Source organism: Arthrobacter sp. 4R501, assembly GCF_002929755.1.
Lineage (GTDB): Bacteria > Actinomycetota > Actinomycetes > Actinomycetales > Micrococcaceae > Arthrobacter.
The window spans coordinates 70,995-95,256 of the sequence record NZ_PJIW01000011.1 but is presented as its reverse complement, the minus strand read 5'-3'; the positions used below and the strand labels follow the sequence as shown (position 1 = coordinate 95,256).

General features: G+C 60.7%; 20 protein-coding genes. 12 read left to right on the top strand and 8 right to left on the bottom strand.

The window, feature by feature from the left end; translation table 11 throughout:
- Positions 1-299 precede the first annotated feature (299 nt).
- The 4 genes from CXR02_RS12625 (at position 300) to CXR02_RS22395 (ending at position 3,055) form a co-directional block, all read left to right on the top strand.
- Entirely contained in the window at positions 300-728 is a 429-nt protein-coding gene (locus CXR02_RS12625) for a hypothetical protein (protein WP_104062316.1), read from the top strand.
- A 109-nt stretch (positions 729-837) separates the two neighbouring features.
- Positions 838-1,122 (top strand): hypothetical protein, encoded by a 285-nt coding sequence (locus CXR02_RS12620; protein ID WP_146072535.1) that lies wholly within the window; start codon positions 838-840, stop codon positions 1,120-1,122.
- Between the two features lie 613 nt (positions 1,123-1,735).
- Positions 1,736-2,713 (top strand): DUF4192 family protein, encoded by a 978-nt coding sequence (locus tag CXR02_RS12615; RefSeq protein WP_104062314.1) that lies wholly within the window; start codon positions 1,736-1,738, stop codon positions 2,711-2,713.
- Positions 2,714-2,905: 192 nt separating this feature from the next.
- Entirely contained in the window at positions 2,906-3,055 is a 150-nt protein-coding gene (locus CXR02_RS22395) for a hypothetical protein (RefSeq protein WP_181037215.1), read from the top strand.
- An 83-nt stretch (positions 3,056-3,138) separates the two neighbouring features.
- Here the strand turns inward: CXR02_RS22395 and CXR02_RS12610 are convergent, their stop codons facing one another.
- Positions 3,139-3,384, bottom strand: a complete 246-nt coding sequence (locus CXR02_RS12610; protein WP_104062313.1) for a hypothetical protein — start codon at positions 3,382-3,384, stop codon at positions 3,139-3,141.
- A 444-nt stretch (positions 3,385-3,828) separates the two neighbouring features.
- Between CXR02_RS12610 and CXR02_RS12605 the strand changes: the two genes are divergently transcribed.
- Complete coding sequence (locus tag CXR02_RS12605; protein WP_104062312.1) at positions 3,829-5,172, top strand: ParB/RepB/Spo0J family partition protein; 1,344 nt, start codon at positions 3,829-3,831, stop codon at positions 5,170-5,172.
- A gap of 318 nt (positions 5,173-5,490) precedes the next feature.
- Here the strand turns inward: CXR02_RS12605 and CXR02_RS12600 are convergent, their stop codons facing one another.
- The 3 genes from CXR02_RS12600 to CXR02_RS12590 are packed head-to-tail and all read right to left on the bottom strand — an operon-like array spanning position 5,491 to position 10,309.
- Positions 5,491-6,732, bottom strand: a complete 1,242-nt coding sequence (locus tag CXR02_RS12600; protein ID WP_146072534.1) for a hypothetical protein — start codon at positions 6,730-6,732, stop codon at positions 5,491-5,493.
- Positions 6,725-7,543 carry a hypothetical protein gene (locus tag CXR02_RS22155; RefSeq protein WP_146072533.1) on the bottom strand — a complete coding sequence of 273 codons (819 nt, stop codon included), beginning with the start codon at positions 7,541-7,543 and terminating at the stop codon, positions 6,725-6,727. The genes CXR02_RS12600 and CXR02_RS22155 overlap by 8 nt, the downstream gene beginning before the upstream one ends.
- A gap of 27 nt (positions 7,544-7,570) precedes the next feature.
- Positions 7,571-10,309 carry a DNA methyltransferase gene (locus tag CXR02_RS12590; protein WP_146072532.1) on the bottom strand — a complete coding sequence of 913 codons (2,739 nt, stop codon included), beginning with the start codon at positions 10,307-10,309 and terminating at the stop codon, positions 7,571-7,573.
- Positions 10,310-10,610: 301 nt separating this feature from the next.
- Between CXR02_RS12590 and CXR02_RS12585 the strand changes: the two genes are divergently transcribed.
- Positions 10,611-12,329 carry a zinc-ribbon domain-containing protein gene (locus CXR02_RS12585; protein ID WP_104062308.1) on the top strand — a complete coding sequence of 573 codons (1,719 nt, stop codon included), beginning with the start codon at positions 10,611-10,613 and terminating at the stop codon, positions 12,327-12,329.
- A 250-nt stretch (positions 12,330-12,579) separates the two neighbouring features.
- Here the strand turns inward: CXR02_RS12585 and CXR02_RS12575 are convergent, their stop codons facing one another.
- The 4 genes from CXR02_RS12575 to CXR02_RS12565 all read right to left on the bottom strand — a co-directional run bounded on the left by CXR02_RS12575 (position 12,580) and on the right by CXR02_RS12565 (position 15,656).
- Complete coding sequence (locus CXR02_RS12575; protein ID WP_146072531.1) at positions 12,580-12,969, bottom strand: hypothetical protein; 390 nt, start codon at positions 12,967-12,969, stop codon at positions 12,580-12,582.
- 9 nt (positions 12,970-12,978) lie between these two features.
- The gene (locus CXR02_RS22150) at positions 12,979-13,701 is read right to left on the bottom strand and encodes a hypothetical protein (protein WP_146072530.1); all 723 of its coding nucleotides are present in this window, start codon (positions 13,699-13,701) and stop codon (positions 12,979-12,981) included.
- 276 nt (positions 13,702-13,977) lie between these two features.
- Positions 13,978-14,475 carry a hypothetical protein gene (locus CXR02_RS12570; protein ID WP_104062306.1) on the bottom strand — a complete coding sequence of 166 codons (498 nt, stop codon included), beginning with the start codon at positions 14,473-14,475 and terminating at the stop codon, positions 13,978-13,980.
- A gap of 260 nt (positions 14,476-14,735) precedes the next feature.
- Positions 14,736-15,656, bottom strand: a complete 921-nt coding sequence (locus tag CXR02_RS12565) for an abortive infection family protein (RefSeq protein ID WP_104062305.1) — start codon at positions 15,654-15,656, stop codon at positions 14,736-14,738.
- 252 nt (positions 15,657-15,908) lie between these two features.
- Between CXR02_RS12565 and CXR02_RS12560 the strand changes: the two genes are divergently transcribed.
- From CXR02_RS12560 to CXR02_RS12535, 6 genes are all read left to right on the top strand, one after another.
- Entirely contained in the window at positions 15,909-16,502 is a 594-nt protein-coding gene (locus CXR02_RS12560) for a hypothetical protein (RefSeq protein WP_104062304.1), read from the top strand.
- Positions 16,502-17,086: a recombinase family protein gene (locus CXR02_RS12555; RefSeq protein WP_104062303.1), complete on the top strand. Its 585-nt coding sequence runs from the start codon at positions 16,502-16,504 to the stop codon at positions 17,084-17,086. Before CXR02_RS12560 ends, CXR02_RS12555 begins: the two co-directional genes overlap by 1 nt.
- A gap of 147 nt (positions 17,087-17,233) precedes the next feature.
- Positions 17,234-17,542, top strand: coding sequence for a TnpV protein (locus tag CXR02_RS22945; protein ID WP_258060941.1), 309 nt, complete (start codon positions 17,234-17,236; stop codon positions 17,540-17,542).
- 209 nt (positions 17,543-17,751) lie between these two features.
- Positions 17,752-22,656 carry a DEAD/DEAH box helicase family protein gene (locus CXR02_RS12550; RefSeq protein ID WP_258060940.1) on the top strand — a complete coding sequence of 1,635 codons (4,905 nt, stop codon included), beginning with the start codon at positions 17,752-17,754 and terminating at the stop codon, positions 22,654-22,656.
- A gap of 580 nt (positions 22,657-23,236) precedes the next feature.
- The gene (locus CXR02_RS12540) at positions 23,237-23,515 is read left to right on the top strand and encodes a glutaredoxin family protein (protein WP_104062301.1); all 279 of its coding nucleotides are present in this window, start codon (positions 23,237-23,239) and stop codon (positions 23,513-23,515) included.
- A gap of 184 nt (positions 23,516-23,699) precedes the next feature.
- On the top strand, positions 23,700-24,224 hold the full coding sequence (locus tag CXR02_RS12535; RefSeq protein WP_104062389.1) for a single-stranded DNA-binding protein: 525 nt from the start codon (positions 23,700-23,702) through the stop codon (positions 24,222-24,224).
- Positions 24,225-24,262: the final 38 nt, after the last annotated feature.

The following is a 24,262-nucleotide window of genomic DNA, read 5'->3' as shown; positions in this document are numbered from 1 at the left end:
TCTACGTCTTCGACGTCTTTTGGTTGCTGTCCTCCGGATTATCCATGTCCGCTCCGAACCCTGATCTCCAAACCCTCCTTCGTCGGGTTCTGCGGGAGACGAAAATTCTGGCCCGGCGCTTCGCTTATTTCCTCCCCCAGATTTTCCGCACCCTTGCCCTGCGGGTGGAGGGGCCCGGAGCGGCCACGAGCAAGCGAGCTTGCCAGCAACCAAAAAACAACGGGGGAGAAGGGGATGCTGGCCGGTCACCAATGGTCGCCCCGCTCGCCCCACTTCTCGGACAAGAAGGAACAACAACCATGAACGCAGTAACCACGAAGACCGTGACCCTCGAGGACACCGGGGAAACCATCGAGGACGTGAGCGTGCTGGGCGATTACCACATGAACGGCGGCTACGACTGGATGGAACTCATCGAAGAACACGGCTGGGCAGTGCTCTCCAGTTGGGGGTCTGAGGGCTGGGATCTGGGCCAGTGGCCCTATGTCATGGTCGCGGCCACGCGGACAGCTGACCGTATCGGGAACCTGTTCGGCGTCGCCACGTACTGCGAGGGAGACGTGAGCTGCACCTACTACCGGACCAAGGCCCGGCAGTGGGACGCGATCACCGAACAGGCGTTCTTCCACTGGAAGAACGGACAGGCTGACGGCCCGGCCGACCTGCCCGAAGCCGCGGCCGAGCTGCCCAGCCGGTACCGCATGCCCTACGCCGTCAACGCCGCCTAACCAACACCTATAGGTCCGTTACTCCTGCCCAGTTCCGGGCGGGAGTAACGGACTACCCCGAAGAAAAGGACAAGACCCGATGTCGTACCGTGAAGATAGCCTCATACCCATGAACGCAACCCAGAGCAACAGGAGCCATAACGTGCAGAACGACGACGACAGGCAGAAAAGCGCGGGACCCTTTGCGCCGTGGTACCGCTCGCGCGAACCCTGGCTGCTGCTCGCCGTTGTTGTGGCTATGACCGTCGTTGCCTGGCCCTCGCTGACAACGAGTCCCGGTTCGTTCGACTTCTGGGTTTGGAGTCTGATCGTGGTTCTGGTCGTGGCGTTTGCCGTGGTGCAATTCCGAGCATGGTGGTTCCGGGGACGTAAACGGCCCAGCGACCGCGTCTGACGCGCAGCACCAAGCCAAGGGATGGCCGGGAGCGGCAAAAGCTCCAGGCCATCCCTCATTTAAAGTCCGGGCGGTCCGCCGCGTGTGGTCGCCGTGCGTGGGTGGTTGCCGGCGGCGGACCGCCATCCCGCCCATGGACCGTGGCGAATCACCTCATGTCGGCGGCAAGCCCAGAGACTGGCCGACCCGGGGGCGGATAAGCCGCGAAAGTCAGGTAAGGGCACCTCGCAGGGCTCGCCCCGATACGGGCGTCCGCTGGCGCGGCCGGCTGCTGGGCGCTGCCGGTCCGTCGCAGAGCTCCTGTCCGTCATCACCTGGTGTGTCTACGACGTTTTTTGGTTGCTGTCCTGCGGATTCTACGTGTCCGCTCCGGCCCTGATCTTCAAGCCCTCCGTTCCTCCGGGCTCTGCACCACCGGGGATTCTTCTTCGGCGCTTCGCTTATTTCCTTTCGAAGATTCCCCGGCGCCTGGCCCTGCGGGTGAAGGGGCCTCCGTCGGCCACAAGCAAGCAAGCTTGCCAGCAACCAAAAAACAACGGGGGAGAAGGGGACGCTGGCCGGTCATCACGGTCGCCCCGCTCACCCCACTTCTCGGACAAGAAGGAAACACACCATGACTGAAAAACTGAACCTCACCGGCCCCGCCGACCTGCTGGCGACCGTCCCGCACCTGCTCGGCGTGAAGCCCGCGGAATCGTTCGTAGTCCTCACCGCCCGCGCCGGTTCCCTCGGCGCCACCCTGCGGATGGACGCACCCGAACACGCCGAGCCGATGAACTACGCGCAGACGCTGACCAGCCACGCGGCCAACGACGAGCAGGCCACCGCGTCATACGTCATCGTCTACACCGACGAGGATCTTGACGGCTACCCCTACGCCGCGCACGTCGCCGCTCTCGTGAACGAGCTGGCCGCAGCCCGGATGCCCGTGCGAAACGTGCTGCTCGTGACATCCGGCTACTGGGCAGAGTTCGGCACCGACGAACAGCACACGCTGGCACAGATCACCGACAGCCAAGCCAACGCGACACTGACCTACTTCGGCAGCGCCATCGACGTCGATGTCTACAACCCCGCCCTGCTGGGCACTTGGACCCAGCGGGTGGAAGCACCCGAAGGCACCGAAGAGGACATCGAGGACGCGTGTGCGGCATGGGCGGCCGTGCTGGAGGCCACCGCAAACCCCGACCAGCAGAAGGCGCGGGCAATAGCGGCGGCGTTCCAGCACAAAATGGTCCGGGACTTCCTGTTCCGCGAAACCATCACCACCCACAACGGGAACTTCGCCGACGTCATGCTCGGGAAATTCACCGGGCGGCCGGACTGGGACCGGGTAGACCGGGCCGAAACCCTCGCTTTCGAGCTGATGAAAGTCGTCCCGGCAGGCCAGCGTGCACCGATGCTGACCCTGATGGGCTGGCTGGAATGGCTCAAAGGACACGGCAGCCAAGCGGACCGCTACCTCAAGCACGCGGCCGCGGACGTCCCAGGGTTCCGGCTGGCAGTCCTGCTGAGGGAACTCATCAGCCGCGGAGCCCTCGCTGAGGTCGCCCGCGACAACGAAACCGCCTACAAGCGCCGCATCATCTAGACCGAGAAGGCCGGGCCGGATCACCCCACGATCCCGGCCCGGCCTTTGGGCGGTGGCGGGGCGGCCTCCCCCGCTTCGCTCCTCCGGCCGCCGATGACGCTGACGCGGGCGCAGCCACTAAACCCAGCGGACGCGCAGAAACCACGGTTACAGTGAGAGCCAGGAACACTGCACCGACCAGGAAGCGCGAGCATGGGAACCGAATACACCCTGACCGAGGACGACACCCCCGAGGCAGACCTCAGCCTGGCCGAAGACATCATCGAACTGCGGATACACACCGCCGGCGAACCCATCGGCCCAGCGGATACCGGCTGGGCGCTGGAACACCACAACTTCTAAACACCAGGCAGCGCTCGACGCTGCACCCCAGATTTCCTTTGTCCGAGGAAAACCCGAAGGGCCGGCCACGCGCCGGCCCTTCGTCATGACCGGGCTTGTTCAGAACTGTGCCACCACAAGACCGCGGCCGCCAGGCTATTAAGGATGGCGATGAAGACATCGCCCGCCGCCGGACGGCCGATGACGAGATCGACCACCACCAGCACCAACGATCCCGCTGCAGCAACCGTCAACACAACGGCGAGGATCCGATGGACACGCGGAGACGGCCACTCCCTGCCGTGCCGCACACGGTCGGGGAGGCGGGGGCGCGGGGCCGGATCACTCATGCACCCACCCTAGTCAGGAAGAAGCGCGTGCTCGCACGGCTCGCACCATTGGTTCGCGGGGCTCACCAAATGTTCGGGCGTCCGTTGGCGCGGCTGGCTGTTGGGTCCAGGGTGCGCCGTCGCAGGGCTCCGGCACTCCCTGGACCAGTCTCTACGTCTTCGACGTCTTTTGGTTGCTGTCCTCCGGATTATCCATGTCCGCTCCGAACCCTGATCTCCAAACCCTCCTTCGTCGGGTTCTGCGGGAGACGAAAATTCTGGCCCGGCGCTTCGCTTATTTCCTCCCCCAGATTTTCCGCACCCTTGCCCTGCGGGTGGAGGGGCCCGGAGCGGCCACGAGCAAGCGAGCTTGCCAGCAACCAAAAAACAACGGGGGAGAAGGGAAGCTGGCCGGTCACCAATGGTCGCCCCACCCACCGAATCCTCTGCAAAAGGAGCAACACCATGAACGCCACACCCACGCTCGAAATGCTCGACCCGGGAACCCTGACGGTGGACATCAACGTCCGCAAAGACGCCGCCCTGACACCCGATTTCATTGCCAGCATCAAGGAACATGGCGTGATGGAACCCGTCATCGCCCACCGCAAGGACGACGGCGTGGTGCATGTCCTGATGGGACAGCGCCGCACCCGCGCCGCCGTCGAAGCCGGGCGCGCCAGCATCCCGGTAATGATCATCGAGTCCCCCGAGGAAGCCGAACGCATCGTGACCCAGGTCGTGGAGAACATCCAGCGGGCCGAACTGACCGAAGCGGACGAGGCCGACGCCTACCACCAGCTGTCCCTGATCGGCGTTTCAGCCGCAGCCATCGCCAAGAAAACCGGGCGCACCAAGACCACGGTGGAAGGGGCGCTGAAAGCCAAATCCTCGAACGCCGGGTCCGCCGCTCTCGGCAAGGGATACACCATCGATGAAGCGCTTATTATGGCCGAATTTGAAGGGAACCTGGACGCGACCGAGGAACTGGAGTCGGTGATCGCGGACGAACCCGATCAGCTCCTGCACGTGGCGCAGATGCTCCGGGACCGCCGCGACAGCGCCGCCGCCCTCGCGGCACTGATCGAGGAATTGGAAGCACAGGGCAAGACCATCGTGGAGGACGCCGGGCACTACTCCAACGAGGAGAACCTGTACGTCTCGGCCGCGAAGCGGGCCGACGGGGAACCGGCCACCGACGAGGACGCCAATGCCTACCTGATCAGCACCGACTACCGGGGCCAGCACAACGCGAACCCGGTCATCACCGGCTGGAAGGACCTGGGCTTCACCCCGAGGTACGAACGCTACGACGGCGGCACGCAGGCCCAGAAAGGCCCGATGACCGAGGAGCAGAAGGCCGAGCGGAAGACCCTGATAGCGAATAACCGCGAGATGGAGAGCGCAACGAAGGTCAGGCGGGAATTTGTGAAGACCCTGCTTTCTCGCAAGTCCGCGCCGAAGGGCTGGCAGTACTTCACCGTCCAAGCCATCACCCACGACCCCGAAACCGCCAGCGGCTACGACGGCAAAGTCGCCACCGAGATGATCGGGGCAAAGACCGGGGAAGACACCGACCGGTGGGGCTGGAACCCGTTGCGGGACCACACCGCCAAAACCACCGCCCGGCCCGAGTTCTCCCTGATCGCCCTGATCTGCGCAGGGTATGAAAAAACCATCCAGAAAGACTCATGGCGGTCCGCCGACAAGCGGCACTTCCACTACCTGAACCAGCTCACCACCTGGGGGTACACCGCAAGCGCCGTGGAGCAGATCATCCTCGACAAGCACACCACCGACACCGAATAACTGGACGGAGAGCCGGGCGGCTGTACCCCAGAGGCAGCCGCCCGGCCACTCACCCCAGCAAGGGCCAGGAAGGGTCCGCATGTCGGGCGGTCCGCCGCCCAGGGCGAACCACAGCAGCCACTCACCAGCGACGGACCGCCATTAACCGCGACATCGCGGCCGGCGGACATACCACCCGCGGGACCAGGAACAACGAGGTACCAGGCCCGTGCCAGCACCACCAACCATTCAGCCAAGCTGAACCACAGATTTCCTTTGCAGAGGGAAAACCCGGCAGGGCCAGCTATGAACTGGCCCTGCCCACTTTTGACACAACTGCTATCTCGCCGCCGAAGGTGGACCTAGGCGGCTGTTCAAAGCGGCTAGGTAATAGAGATCGCCTTTCTTGGCCTCATTAGCCTTCTGCAAGGCTTTCACGATTGGAGGGGCCACCCCAGCGACCGCGGTTGCTGCGGCGGTGGCTGTCGCGAGGACCTGATCCAGACCAAGGGCGGGGGCTTGGAAATGGATGAGGGCAGCAGCTGCTTCCGTGGCGATGGACTTGCCAGCCGCCAGTCCTTCCCAAAGAGTATTCTGGGCGATGATTTTGCGGCTCAGTTGATGCTGAAGTTCATTGACTGATGGCTGGATCTCCTCCAGCCACATATCGTCCAGTTCATCTTGGAGATCATCTGTGAACGGCCTTGAAACCATTTTTTGAGAGTAGCCTTTGACGGCCCGACGGTATCGAAGAAGGTGAGAATCGAGTTGATCTCTGGCTTCCAGGACCTGATGGACGTCAGCATGAGGAAATGCTGGCAACCTTGCTATCAGGCCAGTTCCGGTAGTGGCTTTGATCGACCGGTTCGTGGTCGTGCCAGAAGGTGACAGTTGTCCCTCTGCAACCATGAGTTCAACAATTCTGCTCATCTGCTCGTCGAGCAGAAGTGCGCTGCCCCTACTAACCAGGTTCTGGAGGAGGCTGCCGTAGGACTCTCCAAACTCCGTCGCACTCTTCGAGATCAGAACAGATGTCACGCCGTGATTGATGGAAAGCAGACCCGATTGGAGAGCCACTTCGATTTCTGGGTGGCCAGAGCCCGCAACATGGTCTTCGATTTCCCTTGTACCTATCGCGGAGTATAGGCCGGCGAGTCCCTGCTCAGCTCCTTGATATGCGGCCTGCGTGCTCACATCGAGGCTGCGTCTTTCTTGCCGGGTCAGCGCCCGATACTCCAGCAAACGGTTGATCATTTCCCTTGTTTGTGCTGGATCGTCGCCTTTTATGCGGTATTTCAGCGTCTCGTCATCGAGCCCGGCAGCAAGAGCGAGGAACGCTGGGACCCCGCCAGATCGAAGATCATTTAGTCCTTCGAGCATCGTTGCGGATGGGCTTATTAGCTCCACATGGTCGGCATAGAGCAGAGCTGCGCGAATCAATTTCAGGTCTGGAATGAGAGTCACGCCAGAGCCGACTGTCGTGGGAGTTGTTGCGACTACTATCCGCAGATTGCCATCGGTAACGGACGCTGCAAACTTCGTACGGTTCTTCCTGGATAGTCTTCGAGATTGCTTACCCACTCATTCGCTCCTCAGCAAATCTGTGTTCCTCGGCGCGACAACGTTGGTCGAAGAGGGACCAGCCGCGCTTCAAAATACGAAAGGCACCCTCGAATGGCTCCGCAATGTCCTGCAGGGATCCACCTACCGTTCCGGTACTAAGTATCTGGCCCTCTTTCGGTGGATCCAGCTGTGCTCGCAGCGTCAACGCCCAAGCAAGAGCGTGGGCGTCACCACTCATTTGGCGCCAAAGAAGCATCAGCGTGTGCTGAAGATCCGGCTTGCTGTCGAATACGAGCGCAGCAGCGTAGGGGATTACTTGGTCGGATACATTGACGCCCATTTTTTGTGCACCAGCTGCACGGGCGCCGTCAATCCGCTCGTTAAGCCAGTTGAGTTGTTGTTGAATTTTCTGTACGTCTGAGTCCGTCAGGCCGGGCATTCGCAAGCATTCCGCATGATACTGACGTAACCGCTTGTTAGACTCCACAATGACGGCCAGGCCGCGACCGCGTCGAGTTGCGGAATCTGTGGGACCCAGAATGTAGACGGCCTGCGACGCTGCGACAAGGGCTCCCCGCAAAGTTGTGAAGTGCGCTGAGGGGTACAGTTCCTTAGCCTTAATAGCTGTCCAGGCTAAACGAAGATGCTCCCCGGCCGAGATCAAGGAAAGCCTCGCCTCATCACTGATTGGGTGAAGAAAGGCCTTGTTGTCTTCGTGAAGATCACTTCCTGGCTCCGGCTTTTCTAGCTCCTGTGCACGAAGCCTCCACTTTTCGAGCTCGGGTTCGTAGGCTTCGAAATGACGCAGATAGGCAGCGTGACTACTCATCCGTCCCTACCCAGGCCAGGTCTGTAGTCACCGTAAATCGTCAATCCGCGCCAAGTATCGCTCGAACAGTCGTTCTTGTCGTTGGATGAGCGCGGGCTGCTTTGCGAACCCGAACAGCCGGTCAGTTAGTCGGTCCAGCTTTTCGTGGGCATCGATCAGGTCAGTTGGCATCGCCAAGGGGTTGTAGAGCTGATTCAGGCTCGCTTGTGGGTGTGCTTCGCGAGCGGCAATGACGGCTTTTCCCGCCTCAATTAGGCGTTGCCGTGTGGACGCGTCGACGTTCGGGAGTGGGTAGTTGTTCCACGTCAGAGTGCTGGAGAAGCGCGGGTCGGATTTAAGTCTTCCCCCTACGGTCTTCTGCCACGTCATGAACATGGCAGAGGATATAACCGCGAACAGGAAACCGTCAGGATCCGGTGTTGTGAACGTTGCGTCACCAGGCACAACGTCAGGCGTGAAATAGGCGACAGTCGCGTAGTCCCGGTCCTCGCTGAAGTGGCGGGGGATGCAAAGGAAGTTTGTCAGAGGCTGTTTTGGACGATGAAACCGGTACGGCCTATTTGCGTTTTTGGCGATGTCCTTGTCGCGGCCGTCTTCACTGCGCCAGGCTCTAACAGCCGCGATGTGCTCGCGAAGGATGTCGTTCTCTGTGATTAGTTTGGCCTCCGGCTCCGGCATCCAGATACACCAGCGGACCTTGTCGTTGATGAGCTCCTTAGCTCCGATGAAGCGCTTTACATAGCGGGCTGCGGAAGGATCCTTCCGGAGTTCTTCTGCCTCACCGTCGGTAAGGAAAAGATTGCGACCGTCCCCAGCCATGGATCCGAACCCGATCGTGCTGGTCAGGGACTCGTTCAGTGGAGCGGGTCTTTCCCCGACGTAAATATTTTGCGCGTCAACGAGGTAGCCGTTGATTGTCGATACGGAGAGAACCTCGACCGGGGCCCCTTTTAGTAGTGGGTAATCGAAGAGTCGAGGCGTGGATGCCTCACGATCGAATCCCACTATCACGCAATGAACCTGGGCGGGCCCAGTTGCTTCTGACTTCCAGAGGAACGTGCGGTGAGCAAAACGGATGCGCCACCCATCGGTGATCAGTTTTCCGAAAAGCGGAGGAACGTTCGTCCCCTGCACGATGGAATTTGTGGAGACGAAGGCAAAGCGGCCGGCCGCCTTGTCGAGGTACTGTCGCGCCCGAATAAACCAGCTTGTCACGAAGTCTGTTTCGCCGGAGTAGTCCTTGCCCCAAACCCCTTTCATATGGGCAGTTTGGACGTCACTGCGTTCCTTTTTGCCTAAAAACGGCGGGTTGCCGAAGACGTATGTCGTGACCCCATCGGTGGGAAATTCAGCGTTCCAGTCCGTGGTCAAGGCATCATCGTGAACGATCTTCGCGGCCGCCTTGATCGGCAAGATGTCGGGGGCGCCCCCGAGCGTATGGGCCATCTTGGTGTTTGCTTGGTGCTCGACGAGAAACATCGCTGTTTCGGCGATCTTGGCCGGCCACCAGCTGACTTCGATACCGCCGAACTGATCGGGTTTCACCTTAAGATCCCACGTGGCGTCCAAAGTGAAGGCATTTTGCTCGCCCCGGAGTTCGCGCAGTCGCTGCAGCAGCCGCAGTTCAAGGTCACGCATCTCGCGATAGGCAACGATGAGGAAATTTCCGGATCCACAGGCAGGGTCTAGGTATCTGATGTTCTCGAATGAGTCATGAAGCTTGACCAAGGCCTGTTCGGAGAGCCAGGCGTCCTGCAAGCGCTCCTCCATCTCGTCAAGGAACAGCGGGCGGAGAGTCTTGAGGATGTCGGCTTCAGAAGTGTAGTGCTCGCCGCCTGCGTGACGTTTCGCCTTGGAAGACATGCCTTGAAACAAGGACCCGAAGATGGCCGGGGAGACCTGACTCCATTCCTCTTCCGTCGCCCGTAGGAGCGCCTGACGCATGTCGAAGTCAAAGGCTGGAATGTCTACCCGGTCCTTGAAGAGCCCACCGTTGACGTACTTGAAAACGGCCATGTGACTATCGAGCTTGGAAGACCTGGTGGGCGAATCGAGAACCTGGAAGAGCTGAGCCATAAGGGCGCCAGTGTCCGAACCGTCTTCTGCCGTGAACTCACGGATGAAGGTCTCGAAAGCATCCTTCTCCCAGAGCCCTTCAGCGTCGTCCCCGTACAGAAGGAACAACAGCCTGGTCATGAAAATCGATGCCTGCTCACCGTCCTGAGTATCGATGGCCGCATCTACATCGCCCAACAATGCGTCATAAAGGGCGCCCATCGCTCGGGCTGCCTTGATGCTTACCGCTCGTTGCTCCTCAGACGACCGCTTCGGAGCCTGATAGCCGGAGAGGAAGGCGAAACGCGAAATGTTCCTTGGCAGTTTGGAGATCGGGAAACGGAAGGGTGGATCCAGAGGTGATTCCAGATCGGTGATTTGGACCTCAGCGAAGTCGCTCGTCACGATGTAGCGGGGCATTTCCGCAGGCTTGAGATCGCCTCCCGCCAGATAGTCATCGGCTTGGTTGCCAGCCCCATCGAGGTCCTTGCCGAGCGATTTGTGTTCCGCAATCATCACTCCGGGCATAAAGACGTCAATGCGCCCCTGCTGGCCAGTAGATGCTCTCTTGGCCCAGCGTTCAAAGGTGGCCGTAGAGTAGCGGTCGACGCCGAAGACGTTGAAAAAGTCATTCCACCAAGATTGCGCTTCAGCGTTCTCGCGGCCTTCGTTCTTCCACTTAGCCACGAAAGCCTGAGCCCTCCTGGTCATCTCTGTACTGCTAAGCACCTTTGACTTAGTGCTGATCCCTCGTGCCACGGATTATCCCATTTCCCCATAGACCGGCGCACAGAACGACGGCGAGCTAATGCTATAGGGAGTAGCCCAGAGTTCATGGTTGACACTTGGGCGTCATCAATTTGGAAGGTAAATCTTCGTGCAGGGCCCCTGCGCTTACGGAAGGTGGTGCAATGGCTCGAACATTCCCTGCAGTCGAGATCGAAAAACAACACTTCGTCATGAGACCTGATCCGGACCCGGAGGTGTCGGTAGCGATACGTACCCTAAGGGAATGACATCACCAAAGGCGCCGCGAGGAAGCCGCCTGCTCGCCATGGTCGCCCCTGAACTGGCTGCACAGTTTGTTGTGGAACGGAATGCCGGGATAGACCTTGCTACGCTCAGCGCAGGGTCTCCGAAGAAGGTCTGGTGGGTCGGACTTTGCGGCCACGAGTGGGAGTCATCGGCGTACAACCGGCTGCGAGGCCAAGGGTGCCCGTTCTGCGCCGGGAGCCGTGTCCTTACGGGCTTCAACGATCTAGCCACGCTGAGACCTGACCTCGCGGCGGAATGGCATCCGATCAAGAACGGCGATGTCCTCCCCAGCGCCGTGTCTCGAAGCTCCGGTAAGAAGGCCTGGTGGTTCGATTCCCTTGGACACGAATGGGAGACGAACATCAGCGGTCGCGCCAACGGCAGCGGCTGTCCCTTTTGCGCGGGAGTGAAACTCTTACCGGGTTTCAATGATCTGGCTACGAAACTTCCCGACCTCGCGGCGGAATGGCACCCAACGCGCAACGACGTCACGTCCTCCGAGGTCCCCCCGAAGTCTGGTTCCAAGGCCTGGTGGCTATGCCCCGACGGTCACGAGTGGTTCGCCACTATCAGGAATCGGGCATACGGGAACGGCTGCCCCGTCTGCAGGGTTCCGCGAGGCGAGGAGTTCGCAGCCGAGAAGCGTCGCCGACGAGCCGAGGGAAAGCCGGTACGCAAGCGCGTCGTGGACTCGGATCGCTTATCGCAAGGGCTGGTACCAGGCCACAACGACATGACAACCACACACCCAAAGCTTGCCGCTGAATTTCACCCTTTCAAAAATGCCCCGTTCATTCCTTCCACTGTCGTAGCCGGGACAGGTAAGAAGATTTGGTGGCAGTGCCTCCAGGGCCACGAGTGGGAGACGACTGGAAACTCGCGCGCTTCGATGGGAACCGGCTGTCCGACCTGCGCCGGCCAGCGCATCCTAGTTGGTTATAACGACCTTGCGACGGTTCGCCCCGACATTGCGGCTGGGTGGCACCCAACAAAGAACGGCCTATCTCGCCCAAGCGAGGTTACAGTTAGCAACGGCAAGAAAGCCTGGTGGCTGGCGGACTGCGGACATGAATGGGAAGCTGTCATTTCAAGTCGCACGGGGCAAGGCGTCGGCTGCCCCGTGTGTGCGAATAGACGGACTCTCTCTGGATACAACGATCTCGCGAGCCTGCAGCCGCGCGTTGCCGATTCCTGGCACCCCACCAAGAATGGCGATGTTTCCCCTTCGGACGTCAACCAGTACTCGAACAGCATGCGGTGGTGGCTGTGCGAGCAGAGCCACGAGTGGAAGTCCACCGTTAGCAACCGATCTCATGGCCAGGGCTGTCCATCCTGCTCCGAAGGTGGCGGCTTCAAACCAAGCAAGCCCGGCTACGTCTACTTCTTGGAACACAGAACGCTCCGATCCTTCAAGGTCGGAATCACCAACGTCGGGACTCAACGTCTGGCTCAATTCAAGGCGGATGGGTGGACAGTACTTCACACCCAATTATTCGATGATGGCGGCCATGCTCTCGCTGTCGAGGGAGCCATCAAGCACTGGTGGCGTGTGGGTCTTGGCTTGCCGATGTGGCTCGGCCCTGAGGACATGATCCGGACAAATGGCTGGACGGAGACCGTTCATTCCGACGAGCTAACAGCGCTTGAATGCATCGGCCGGATTCGCTCTGAGGCAGAGTTGCTCCGAAACATCTAGTCGCCACATGTCTGCGCCGTGGACGACACTCCTCGCACTCCGCTGCTCGCCCCGAAGAAATATATAGACGGCCGCAAAGGAGTTGATGCGGTGGCGCAGGAACTCTTGGACCTGGTCCGGCCATTCTTATACATATCTGCGTTCAACCCTTGTGGCACGGCGCCAGAGCTCTGTCTCGATGGAGTTGGTCTTGTTTTAATGGACGGAGCAGGGAAGGGCCGGCTGGCCTTTCCCCCCGGCACCCCGCTTGTTAGTTGATGACTTGTACTTCCACATCGGACTGGCGGTCCGCGCCGGCATAGTTCAGGTATCCACGCAACTTCGGGTCGTCTCCCAGGGCTGCAAAAGGGCCGGCTGGGTAGGGAGTGAGGATCTGGCGGGCATCATCCGTCGCCTGGATATAGTCGAAGTTCTCCTGCTTTGAAGCGTTGTGATCAAAAACGAAGTAAGCAATGCTTTCGCCGTTGAGAAACTTGACGCCGAATTGGCGTATGACTTCGCCGTTCCTACTTGCACCGTGGATGCCTACAAGGAACGTATCGTCCTGAGGAATTGGGCCGCTGAGCTCGTACTTCACGAGGACGGAGCCGTTTCCTTCAAATACCGAGACGGCCGAGAGAGTAGGTACTGGAGTAGTCATGACCAAAGCTTACGGTCCGCTGGCTTCCAAGTGTTTCCGGGAAAGCCATTGCTCGGCAATCCACAGGAAGCCGCCGTCGGGATCGATGATGCCTCCGAACCCCCGGACCCGGTCCTTTTCATCAGAAGGGGGCGGTCCCATTAGGCCGTCTGGTGAAAGATTCTTCGCGAGGGAGCATTTATTCACCAGCCCAGTTAGGTATTCATTCTGGTCGTTCCGAAGGGGCCCTAATATCGCATCGGCTTTTCGAGCTTTTTCTTCGTGCTGAACGTAGGGCCTGCCCTTGGCCCAGTACAGGTGAACGTCCGTGACTTCCCCTGCGGCCGGTGTTACCGCTATGCGGGCAGCGATGGATGGATGTAGTTTCACATCATCCGGCAGCGGGGTTGCATTGACGCCGTCGGCGAAGAGCTCTGCTCCGAACCGAAACGTGGCAACGTGTAGCGCACCGTCGCTAACTTCTCGTCCGGGAAACCGGGACCCAAGGAACCGTCCGCTCTCAACCGTCCTGCTTTTTGCCGCGCCTAACGCCGACTGGTCTCTTCCGACGATGTAGCCCGGTTTGGGATGAAAAGCGTCGGCGCCATGAAAGCTCACTTTGAAGTGGGCAAGGGCTTCATCTCGGGCCTTGATGTAAAAAGATGATCCATGCCACCAGATCCTCCATACGTAGGAGTAGCGCTGGTTTTTGTTGTCTCCAACGACTATGTACATCGTTTTCAGATCGGTCACCTGTCAAGCATAGGTCCGACGAAAGCTGGTGTAGTCCCGGGCTCTCCCATAGGGCAGGACAGTACCGGCTGCGGGGATTTTTCGGAGGGGCAGCAGGGGTCCGGGCGCCTATACGCGCCCGTTCTCGGCCCCGAGCAGCTTCTCCAGGTAGCTGAGGCCGGGATTCATTCTGAGAATCGAGGGCGCATGTCCCGACACTGACCCGTTCGGTGACGTGCGACGGGTGCCAGGGTGCGGCCGGGGCCGAGAACGCCCGCAAAAGTTGAAGGCCGCACATTATGCCTCCTGGTTCTGGGGATCCTCGATGTAGGCGTTGATGCACTGCTGGAGCAGCGCCAGGGACGCAGGGGTGATGTCGTCCAGCGAGACATCGCCTAGGTGCTCGAACATCCCGATATCCCTCTCAACGCCTACCCAGAACCGGTGGACGTCACGGAGGATCTTGACGGCGTCGACAAACATCTGTGTGTCGAGGTTTCGATCGGGGTCAACGATGAAGCTCATCAGATCATGAGTCAGTTCATGACGGTGGTCATAAATGTCCTGGAGACGTTTTGCTTGCTCTACCGTGATGGCTTCCATGCGGACCAGCCAAGCCGCGGATGCATCGAACTTTTGGTTGTTGTTCTTAATCCACGCTTCAGCGCGTGCCGCGTCGATGACGTGCAACTGATATCCTCTCTCGTCGAAAGTGAACCCGTCCTTGTCGAAGCCTATGCAGTAGAAGTTGCGCACCTTCTCCAGAATGGCGTGCTTCAGCATCTCGTGAGTCATTTGGTAGAGCCCTGCAAACGACAGTGTCGAACGAATGGTCGACGGCTGCAGCTTTGCCAGCAGTCGATGTTCATACTCTTCTCGGGAACGACCTCCGAATGCGTCTGAGGACTCTGTCATTGTTCTCGTCTCTTTTGGTAAGCAGCGGCACAAGTATTAACCACGACAACGAACAGCAGCCATGCGCCGGCAGTCGGTCCCTGCGGTGTCAGGGCAATTTACACGCGTTTGTGGACTGCCCGACGCTGCCGCCGTGCTGTCTAGCTCACGTTGTTCGTGCGTCGTTGATGCAGGGTGCCCAGCAGAAACTCTGCTACTGCCACCGTGCCGTTCAGGGCCAGTCTTGCATGCACCTCCGTTGCGATACTCGGAACGGTGCGTCCATGACCTGTGCCGATCTCGTTCCGTAACTCAGCAATGGACTGCACCGTAGTCGCCAGGGTGCGCAGCAACTTTTGAATAGTTTGGCTCGCCCGAGCGCTGGCTGGCACGCTTTCGGCATTGACGTTCAGGGCTTCGCCGACCTTCTTGTAAAGCGCCGGCAGTTCGTCCGAGCGGGCAAACTCGGCGTTCTCCTGGTTGAGGATCAATTTGAACAGGCTTTCCAGAAGCTCCTTCGACGAAGCGATCGCGCTGGCGGGATCTCGTGTCAGGCTGTCCTTGATTCGCTGGAGATGCTCATGCAGCACACCGTCATCCGTCAGCAGTGGTTGCGTCGCAATCGCCTGTGGCATGTCGCCGTGGAAGGAGCCTTGGACGGACCGAGCCTTGTAGACAGGCTGGCCGCTGATATCCCCTTGCTGCACCAGATGGTAGCCATCGGCGCGAAGAGCCGCGTTGTAGACGTCTAGAACCTGAGCAGCCTGCTCAGCGCTACGGACTAGAGGATGGACTGTCATCTCCAGGAATCGGAGGAAATTCTCGTCGGTTCCCCACAGGACGTTGAATCGGCTGTCCGTGAAGACGTAGTCGTCGTCCCAGTCATAAGGGTTCCGGATCCGGTGTTGCTGGATGTCCTCGTAGGCGTTGTCGAAGCGATCATCATTGCTCGGAAGTTCACTCAGGTTGTAAATGCGCGCCAAGAATTCAGGCTCGGAAAGCCTTCCTGCCCAGCTGATGCGCTGCAAAGGAAACGCATCGATTATGTGGCGTCGAGTGACTTCTGTGATTTGGCCTGACACTGCTCCTGCTATCTCCAGAGACGCGAGGCGCCCGGCACGGGACCTCTGCTTCTTCCAAATCTAGTTCGATGGACATCATTGAGGCGGCTGACCGGCTTAGGAGTGTCAAAAACGACCCTTTTTGCTCGTGTAAGCGAACCGGATTTTTGTCCTACTCGAAATGGACCGCGTGCCCTGCTAGCCTGTTGCATAACTCGACTACGAAAACTAACCGTTCGAGAGTAGTCAAAACCTATCGGGGGAGCGTTTTTGATGGGCAACGAAGTAGCACTGCTCGGTCAACTGGCCGCCGCCGTGGTAGCCCTCGTTTCATTTGCCTTTGGTGCTTACAGATTCCTGAACCGGAAGGCGAGTGCCTACACGCAGGCAGCCAACTCCCTTGCCCTGGCCAAGGCCCTTGCTGATTTGCCCGTTGACGAGACAGACGTAAAGGATGCGGAGCAAAGGAGGGTGCTCCGGCGCCGCCTCATGGAAGCCGGCTACTTCCATTCCCAGCTGTACGTAAGCTCCGCCACCCCATATCTGATGACGCACTGGCAGCCAGTTTTCTTTTATGCCATGGCGTTGGTTTCAGGTGTGTGGTTCGGCATCAGCCCAATCACAGGTTCATCAGAAGATCCGGTTTCTGTGGCGGCTACCATCCTGATTCCGGCGGCCTTCGTATTTGTCGGCTATCAAGCTACTTACAGAGTTGGCCGCAACAAGGCAGTGAACAAGAGTCTGACTGAGGAGGCACGCCTCTTTCATCTGCCAGATCAGCCTGACGAGATCAGCCGTTTGGAACAGCTTCACAGACTTGCGGTCATGGCCGAAGCCTCACGGAGTAGTAAGGGTGGAGTGAACTGATGCAAACATTGCTTGGGTATGCCAGGGTCAGCACTACGGAGCAGTCCGTGGATCTGCAGCTGGATGCTTTGAACGCCGCAGGGTGCTTCCGAATCTGGACCGACTACGCGTCAGGTGCCACGACTGAACGTCCGCAATGGCAGGACTGTTTGGACCATTTGCAGCCCGGAAACGTATTGATCGTCAACGACTTGTCGCGGCTGGGCCGAAACACTGCCGACCTCGCCAGCATTGTGAAGACACTGGCGGATCGCCATGTAGGGCTTCGATCGTTGACCGAGACGTGGCTGGACACCACGACATCCCAGGGCGTACTGATGTTCCACTTCTTCTCGGCCATCGCCGAGTACGAACGGAACCGCCTGCGCGAGCGGACCATGGCGGGCCTGGCTGCGGCCAAGGCCAGGGGACGCGTGGGCGGCCGGCCAACGAAGATGACACCGGACAAGGCAGCCACGGCCCACCGGATGCGCGGCGAAAAGCGGACGATCCGAGACATCGCCAAGACCATCGACGTCAGCGAGGCCACGGTCGTCCGTGAGCTCGCTCGCCAACGAAAGAGTCTGCAGGTACCGCGCGAGTAACGGTGTGACTGTTAATCCTCTGGAGCCTTCGCTAGCGTGGAGGCAAACGGAGGGGGACGGCGCACATGGCACCGAGGAAATCGAAAAACCACATTGAGGGTCAGCTGAGTCTGGAGTCCTTGTGGGCCGAACCGGAAGAGGTAGTAAATGAACGAGCACGGCAGACACGCCATGGAAACCATGAAGAACCACGACCCGGAGAGCTTCGCGCAGATAGCGGACCCCGAGACACACTTTTCGACCTTGGGGGAGGAGATACAGCAGGCAATCTGGGACCTCAGCGAACAGCTGACACCAACCAGGGGATCGGAACCGCCGCTGGAGTACATCGGGCTGGCGAACATGGCCAAGCTCCGGGCGCGCGAGATGGTGTACCAGCAGATGATCTACGACAGTCTTCCCGCGGAGCCGGAGGAGATGGAACCGGCCTCCAGGCAGCAGGACGAGGAGAACTAGAGGTAGAACCTCAGCCGGAGCCGGCAACGGTTGCGCCTGCCGGACGGTTCCGCCCAGCATCGCAGGCCGACCTTGCACCATCGGGACAGAAAGCCCGCTTCGCAGCAAACGTTGAAGCAATCCGCATCGTCCGGGAGCTGCAGGATCAGCAGAGGCCGGCTACCGAGGTAGAGCAGCGTTCCCTGGCGCGGTGGTCCAGCTGGGGAGCGGTGCCTCAGCTGTTCGACAAGGCCGAATGGGCCACCGAGCGCGCCCAGCTGCAGGAAGTCCTGAGCGAGCGCGAGTATGCCGCAGCGTCGCGGACCACGACGAACGCCTATTACACCGACGCCGCCCTGGTAAGGGAAATCTGGTCCGCCGTCGACCGGCTCGGATTCACCGGGGGAGAGGTATTGGAACCTGGATCGGGCGCTGGAACGTTCATTGGGTTCGCCCCGGAAGACGCCCGGATGACCGGCGTAGAGCTTGATCCGCTGACAGCCTCAATTTCCCGCGGCCTGTATCCCGACGCGATGATCCGCAGCGAGTCCTTCGCGGATACACCGATCAAAGCCAACTCCTTTGACCTCGCCGTCGGCAACGTCCCGTTCAGCAAGAACGCCCTCTACGACAAGACCCACAACCCGGACTCTCGGCATTCCATGCATAACCACTTCATCCTGAAGAGCCTGGCAGCGGTGAAACCCGGCGGATACGTCGCCGTGCTGACCTCCAGCTTCACCATGGACGCTACGAACCCCACGTCCCGGCGCGAAATGAGCGCCATCGCGGATCTGGTGGGCGCGGTGCGCCTGCCAACCGGTGCGCACCGTCGCGCCGCCGGCACCGAGGCACTCACCGACCTGCTGCTGCTGCGCAAGCGCGAGCCGGGCCGGGAACCGGCCAACACTGACTGGGAAACTGTTGGGCCCGTCATCATCGACGGCCGCAATGTGAAGATCAACAACTACTTTGATCTGAACCCGCAAAACGTCCTCGGGCAGATCACCGTTGGGAACGGCATGTACGGCGAGGAAACCGTCAGCGTGAAAGCTGACGACCTGGCCGCCGTCCCGCAGTTGCTCGCCCAGCGGCTCGACGCCGTTGTGCAGGAAGCACTGGACCGCGGACTGAACCACGCCCCTGCCGAGCCGGCCCCGGGAAAAACTCCGGCGGCACTCCTGCAGGCCACCGGGCAGCAATGGGATGGCACCATCACCGTCCAACAAGACGGAACCTTCACCGTTGCCCGTGCAGGGGAACGGGTTCCGTTCCCGGTACCCAAAGCACATGCAGCGGAGCTCAGCGACCTGCTGGGAATGCGCGACGGAGCACGCTCCCTTTTGGAGATGGAAGCTTCCGACAGTGAAGACACCCCGGCGATGTCGGCTCAACGAACCGCCCTGGCTGACCAGTACACGGCATATGCCGCCAAATACGGGCCGCTGAACCGCTTCACGGAATCTGTCCGCACGGACAAAGAAACGGGCGAGAGTATCATCACCCGCCGTGCAGCACCCGCCGTGCGGATCCTGCGCCAGACGGACCCCTTCGGCACTCTGCCGCCGGCCCTGGAGAGGTTCAACGAGGAGACGCAGACCGCGACACCCGCGGCTCTGCTTCAGCACCGGCAGGTAGTGGCCCGCAAACCGCTCATGGGCGCTGACACCGTTGACGAAGCCCTCGCCATCGCCCTGGACACCTACGGCGCCCCCGAGCTGGAACAGATAGCGGACCTGCTGGGTGTCACGGAAGAGGAGGCCCGCGATCAGCTGGGCACGCTCGTGTTCGATGACCCGGAAACCGGCAAGCTCGTCACAGCACCGGAATACCTGTCCGGGAACGTCCGGACCAAGCTCGACGCCGCACGCGTTGCGGCGGCCGAGAACGAAAGCTTGAGCGTTAACGTCACCGCGCTGGAGGACGTCCAGCCGCCGCGTGTCGGCATGGAAGACGTCGAGGCACGCATCGGTGCGGTCTGGATCTCCCCCGAAGAACACCAACGCTTCGTGCAGGACATCCTGGCCGATCCCAACGCGAGCGTGACCAGCGTCGGCAGCGGCATCTGGCGGGTCAAAGCCAACCGAGGAACAGTCCGTTCCACGAACGAGTGGGGGACGGGCCGCCGGCCCGCCCCGGACCTGCTGCAAAGCATCCTGGAACAAAAGAGCATTCAGGTCGAGGACAAGAACGAGGACGGTAAACCCGTCGCCAACCTCGAAGAAACCGAAGCGGCCCAGGAAAAGGCCGAGGCCCTGCAGGAACGTTTCGCCGAGTGGGTCTGGGAAGACCCCGAACGTGCCAGCCGCCTCATCGATGAATACAACCTCCGCTTCAACTCCCTGGCCCTGCGCGACTACACCAAGGAAGGTGGCCGGCTGAGCCTGCCAGGGCTGGCGAAGACCTTCACCCCGCACCCGCACCAGCGCACTGCCGTTGCGCGCATCATCTCCGAACCGGCTGTGGGCCTATTCCATGAAGTCGGGGCCGGCAAGACCGCCGAAATGGTGATGGGTGCAATGGAGCTCAAGCGCCTGGGCATGGCCTCCAAGCCCATGGTTGTCGTTCCGAACCACATGCTGGAGCAGTTCACCCGCGAATGGCTGGAACTGTACCCGCAGGCCCGCCTGCTCTCGGCCGGCAGTGATGACATCAAGACCAACAGCGGGGACCTGGCCGCGCGCCGGCAGTTCGTCGCCCGCGCCGCGGCGAACGACTGGGACGGCATCATCATGACCCAGCAGGCCTTCAAGAGCATCGGCGTGAAAGCCGAAACCATCGAGGCCTACCAGGAATCGATCATCGCCGACGTCCGCCAGACCATCGTCAATGCCCAGGCCGAAGGCGAAGACCGGACCACGGTAAAGAAGCTGGAGACCAAGCTCCAGGCCGAAGAAGAGCGAATGAAACGGCTCATGGATACCGCCCCGGATCCCGGACTGACCTTCGAGGACACCGGCGTGGATTACCTCTTCGTGGACGAAGCCCACGACTACAAGAACCTGCGCACCGTCACCAACATCAAGGGCGCCGAAATCGCTGGGTCAATCCGGGCCACCGACATGCACCTGAAGCTCGAATACCTTCGCCAGGTCCACGGCGAACGCGTCGTGACCATGGCAACCGGCACGCCGATCGCGAACTCCATCACCGAAGCCCACGTCATGCAGCGCTACCTGCGCCCGGACCTGCTCCAGGCCGCGGGCGTTGAGAACTTCGATGTTTGGGGAGCAACGTTCGGTGAGACCGTCACCGCCATCGAGATGGACGCCGGAGGTCGGCTGAAGAACAAACCGCGCTTCGCGAAGTTCAAGAACGTCCCCGAGATGCTGCGGTCCTTCCACGTCTTCGCTGACGTGAAGCTCTCCGAAGACCTGAACTACCTCAAAAAGCCGGACCTCGCCCCGCGGCCCGGCGACAGGGAGCGGCAGCCGGAACTGGTGCTGATCCCGCAGCCGCCCGAACTGGCCGAATACATGAAGGGCTTGGCGGACCGGCTGGACTCCCTGTCCGGCTGGGCTGAGAAGGGCGCGGACAACGCCCTCAGTGTCTACAACGACGGCCGCAAAGCGGCCCTGGATCTGCGTATGGTCGGCATCGAACCCGAATCGGGGACGAAGCTGGACCAGGTTGTCGCCAAGACTCTGAAGGTCTGGGAAGCGAACCGGGAGAACGAATACGAAACCAGCTTTGAATCCGGGACCCCCTCGGCCCACAAGGGTGCGCTGCAGATCATCTTTTGCGACCTCAGCACGCCCTCGAAGAACACCGGATCGGACGGCAAACCGGTGTGGACCGCGTACCAGCAGATCAAGGATCAGCTCGTCGCCGGCGGTATCCAGGCGGAGCAGATCCGGTTCATCCAGGACGCACCCAAGCCCGAGCAGAAAGCCCAGCTGTTCGCCCAGTGCCGCTCCGGTGAGGTCGCCGTGCTGATCGGCTCCACGGCCATGATGGGCACCGGCACGAACGTCCAGCTCCGGGCCAAGGCCATCCATCACGTCACCTGCCCCTGGCGGCCAGCGGACCTGACACAGCGGGACGGGCGTATCATCCGGCAAGGCAACGCCAACGCCGAGGTCCACAACTTCCAGTACGCCACCGTCGGCAGCTACGACAGCGCCGCATGGGACGGGATCCAGCGCAAGGCCACCATGATCCAGCAGGTCCTCCGCGGCCGGCTCGATATTCGCGAGATCGAGGACGTCGGAGACCTGGCCCTGAACGCGGCCCAGATCAAGGCAGCAACCAGCGGCAATCCGCTGGTCATGGAAAAGATCGAGGCAGACGCCGCACGTACCAAATTGGAACGCCTCAAACGAGCCCATGACAAGGGACAGAGCACCCTCGCCTGGACCCGGGCCGCGGCCGAAACCAGCGTCGCCAAAGCCGAAAGCAAGTTGCCCGCAGTACAGGCAGCGCTGCCGCGCATCACCTCGACAGCAGGGGACGCCTTCGCGGCCGCCATCGACGGGAAGAGCTACACCAAGCGGACGGAGGCCGTGGCCGGCCTCTCTGAATGGGTCCGTACCCACACTCCCGAGTACGGAAACTACTACCGCCAACAACAGGACTACGGCACCGCGGCCACTCTCGGTGGCCACGAGCTGCAGGTGCGCAACGCAGCCGACGACTCCCGCCTTGGCTCCTACCAGGACCTCGCCATCATCATCAAAGGAGTGCCGGCACCGCCCCTTGTCTTCACCCGCACGGAACTGCTGGAGGGGAGCGCCGGAATCATCACCCGGCTGGAAAACAAAGTGTCAGGGCTCCCCGAATACGAGGCCCAACTGCGGCAGACCATCGCCGAAAAACAGGCAGTGCTCACAGACGTCGAAAGCCAGGCCGGCAAACCGTTCAAATACGAGGACAAGCTCATCCACGCCAGGACGAACTGCACCGAACTGAACGAGAGACTGAAAGCATCCATTGACCCGCCCACACCAGCCCCAGCGGCAGAGCCTTCAACATCGGATGAGGAAGTTGATCCGGCCCTGGCGAGGCTCCGCAAACTGCAGGCAGCAAGCTTCCCCGCAGCCCCCGGGACCACCCACCCGACACAGACACACCCGACGCCGCAAGGGCCCAGCAGACTCGGGCCCGGACACTCACGAGACAGCAGCTTCGAGAGATAGTCCAGAGGTGGGGCCGCGCCACGGCCCCACCTCATCAGAACGGCAGCAACGCAACCACCTCCGCTAGGGTCTGCACAATATCTATCACCGGTTGCATCCGCGTCAGTTCCATCACCACGCTGCACACCCGGTAAAACCTCAGCCTCCGCCTCAGGGTGGTTGTTCTCGTGCGCTGGGTGTGTGCGGCCTCCCGGCGTTTGCGCAGGTACGGCCCAGAGAATTTGCGTCGTTCTTCCATGCACCTTGTGCGTCAAGCACGCCGAAATGCACTACCAGGCAAAGCATTTCTTCCGTGGACCAGGCTGGGGGAGCGTGAATACCAGCGCGCCTAATGTGGTCTGCCGCTGCGGCCAGCTTCTACAGCGGCTCTATTCCGAGGACCAGGAGCGCGGGGCTAAACGCCTATCAGTTGACGGCCTCACCACGGATGCAGCGGCGTACTCGAACAAGAAAATAGAACATAAATCCCCTAGAACTAGGGCTCATAAGCCTATTTATTCAGTTGAATAACTGCTAGAATTAAAGGAGCGAGTCAGGCAGGCGAACGAAACTCATCTTGATACGGAACCAGGTACTGAAAATGACTTCCTCACCCACCGCTTACACGGTCTACACCAAGCCCGAATGTCCGAACTGCGACCGGACGAAGGAATACTTCGATTCCAAGGGCATCACCTACACGTGCGTGGATATCACCGAAGTCCCCGCCGCACTGGAGTACATCACCGCAGAGCTCGGCTACTCCCAGGCGCCCGTCATCGTTAACAACGCCGATGACCAGGACCACTGGTCCGGGCTGCGCCGGGACAGGCTCGTCCAAGCCGGCATGAGCCACAGCGCAGCAAAGCAGCATGCCTGAGTCGGTGGGGGAGCGGTTCACGCTCAGCCCCCGGCAAATTATCGATGCTGGTTGGTTTGGCCTCCAAGCCAACCCCGAGGGCACTATCAACGTCCCCTTCGAGGACCCCTACGAAGCCTTGCCAGACTTCTTCGAGCTAGAGCACGACAACCACCGCGACACCTCACGGAAGGCAGCCACCATCATGGCCGGAGAAACCACCATCACCGTTATCGGCAACCTCACCAACGACCCCGAGCTACGGTTCACCCCGTCGGGATCCGCCGTCGCGAACTTCACCATCGCCTCTACGCCCAGGACCTTCGACCGGGCCTCCAGCGAATGGAAGGACGGCGAGACACTCTTCCTGCGCGCAGCCGTGTGGCGCGAAGCGGCAGAGAACGTGGCCGAGTCCCTGACCAAGGGGATGCGCGTCATCGTCACCGGCCGGCTGAAGTCCCGCTCCTACGAAACCAAGGAAGGGGAAAAGCGCACCGTGGTCGAGCTCGAAGTCGATGAGATCGGCCCCTCCCTCCGGTACGCAAACGCCAAAGTCAACCGCACCCAGAGGGCCAGCCCCCAGGGTGGGCAAGGTGCAGGTGGTTTCGGCAATCAAGGCAATGCCGGTCCAGGGAAATCCGCCCCGGAAGGGGATTCTTGGGCCGCACCACAGACCACCAGCGCCGCCGGCGGCTGGGGCAACGGACCCGACTCCGAACCCCCGTTTTAATCCACAGGGGCCAACCCCGGCGGACGACCGGTGGCGGG

Bases quoted from the DNA above. Each gene is read 5' to 3' on its own strand.
- CXR02_RS12625 (WP_104062316.1), top strand. From the start codon at position 300: ATGAACGCAGTAACCACGAAGACCGTGACCCTCGAGGACACCGGGGAA.
- CXR02_RS12620 (WP_146072535.1), top strand. From the start codon at position 838: ATGAACGCAACCCAGAGCAACAGGAGCCATAACGTGCAGAACGACGAC.
- CXR02_RS12615 (WP_104062314.1), top strand. From the start codon at position 1,736: ATGACTGAAAAACTGAACCTCACCGGCCCCGCCGACCTGCTGGCGACC.
- CXR02_RS22395 (WP_181037215.1), top strand. From the start codon at position 2,906: ATGGGAACCGAATACACCCTGACCGAGGACGACACCCCCGAGGCAGAC.
- CXR02_RS12610 (WP_104062313.1), bottom strand. From the start codon at position 3,384: ATGAGTGATCCGGCCCCGCGCCCCCGCCTCCCCGACCGTGTGCGGCAC.
- CXR02_RS12605 (WP_104062312.1), top strand. From the start codon at position 3,829: ATGAACGCCACACCCACGCTCGAAATGCTCGACCCGGGAACCCTGACG.
- CXR02_RS22155 (WP_146072533.1), bottom strand. From the start codon at position 7,543: ATGAGTAGTCACGCTGCCTATCTGCGTCATTTCGAAGCCTACGAACCC.
- CXR02_RS12590 (WP_146072532.1), bottom strand. From the start codon at position 10,309: ATGACCAGGAGGGCTCAGGCTTTCGTGGCTAAGTGGAAGAACGAAGGC.
- CXR02_RS12585 (WP_104062308.1), top strand. From the start codon at position 10,611: ATGACATCACCAAAGGCGCCGCGAGGAAGCCGCCTGCTCGCCATGGTC.
- CXR02_RS12575 (WP_146072531.1), bottom strand. From the start codon at position 12,969: ATGACTACTCCAGTACCTACTCTCTCGGCCGTCTCGGTATTTGAAGGA.
- CXR02_RS12570 (WP_104062306.1), bottom strand. From the start codon at position 14,475: ATGACTCACGAGATGCTGAAGCACGCCATTCTGGAGAAGGTGCGCAAC.
- CXR02_RS12560 (WP_104062304.1), top strand. From the start codon at position 15,909: ATGGGCAACGAAGTAGCACTGCTCGGTCAACTGGCCGCCGCCGTGGTA.
- CXR02_RS12555 (WP_104062303.1), top strand. From the start codon at position 16,502: ATGCAAACATTGCTTGGGTATGCCAGGGTCAGCACTACGGAGCAGTCC.
- CXR02_RS22945 (WP_258060941.1), top strand. From the start codon at position 17,234: ATGAACGAGCACGGCAGACACGCCATGGAAACCATGAAGAACCACGAC.
- CXR02_RS12540 (WP_104062301.1), top strand. From the start codon at position 23,237: ATGACTTCCTCACCCACCGCTTACACGGTCTACACCAAGCCCGAATGT.
- CXR02_RS12535 (WP_104062389.1), top strand. From the start codon at position 23,700: ATGGCCGGAGAAACCACCATCACCGTTATCGGCAACCTCACCAACGAC.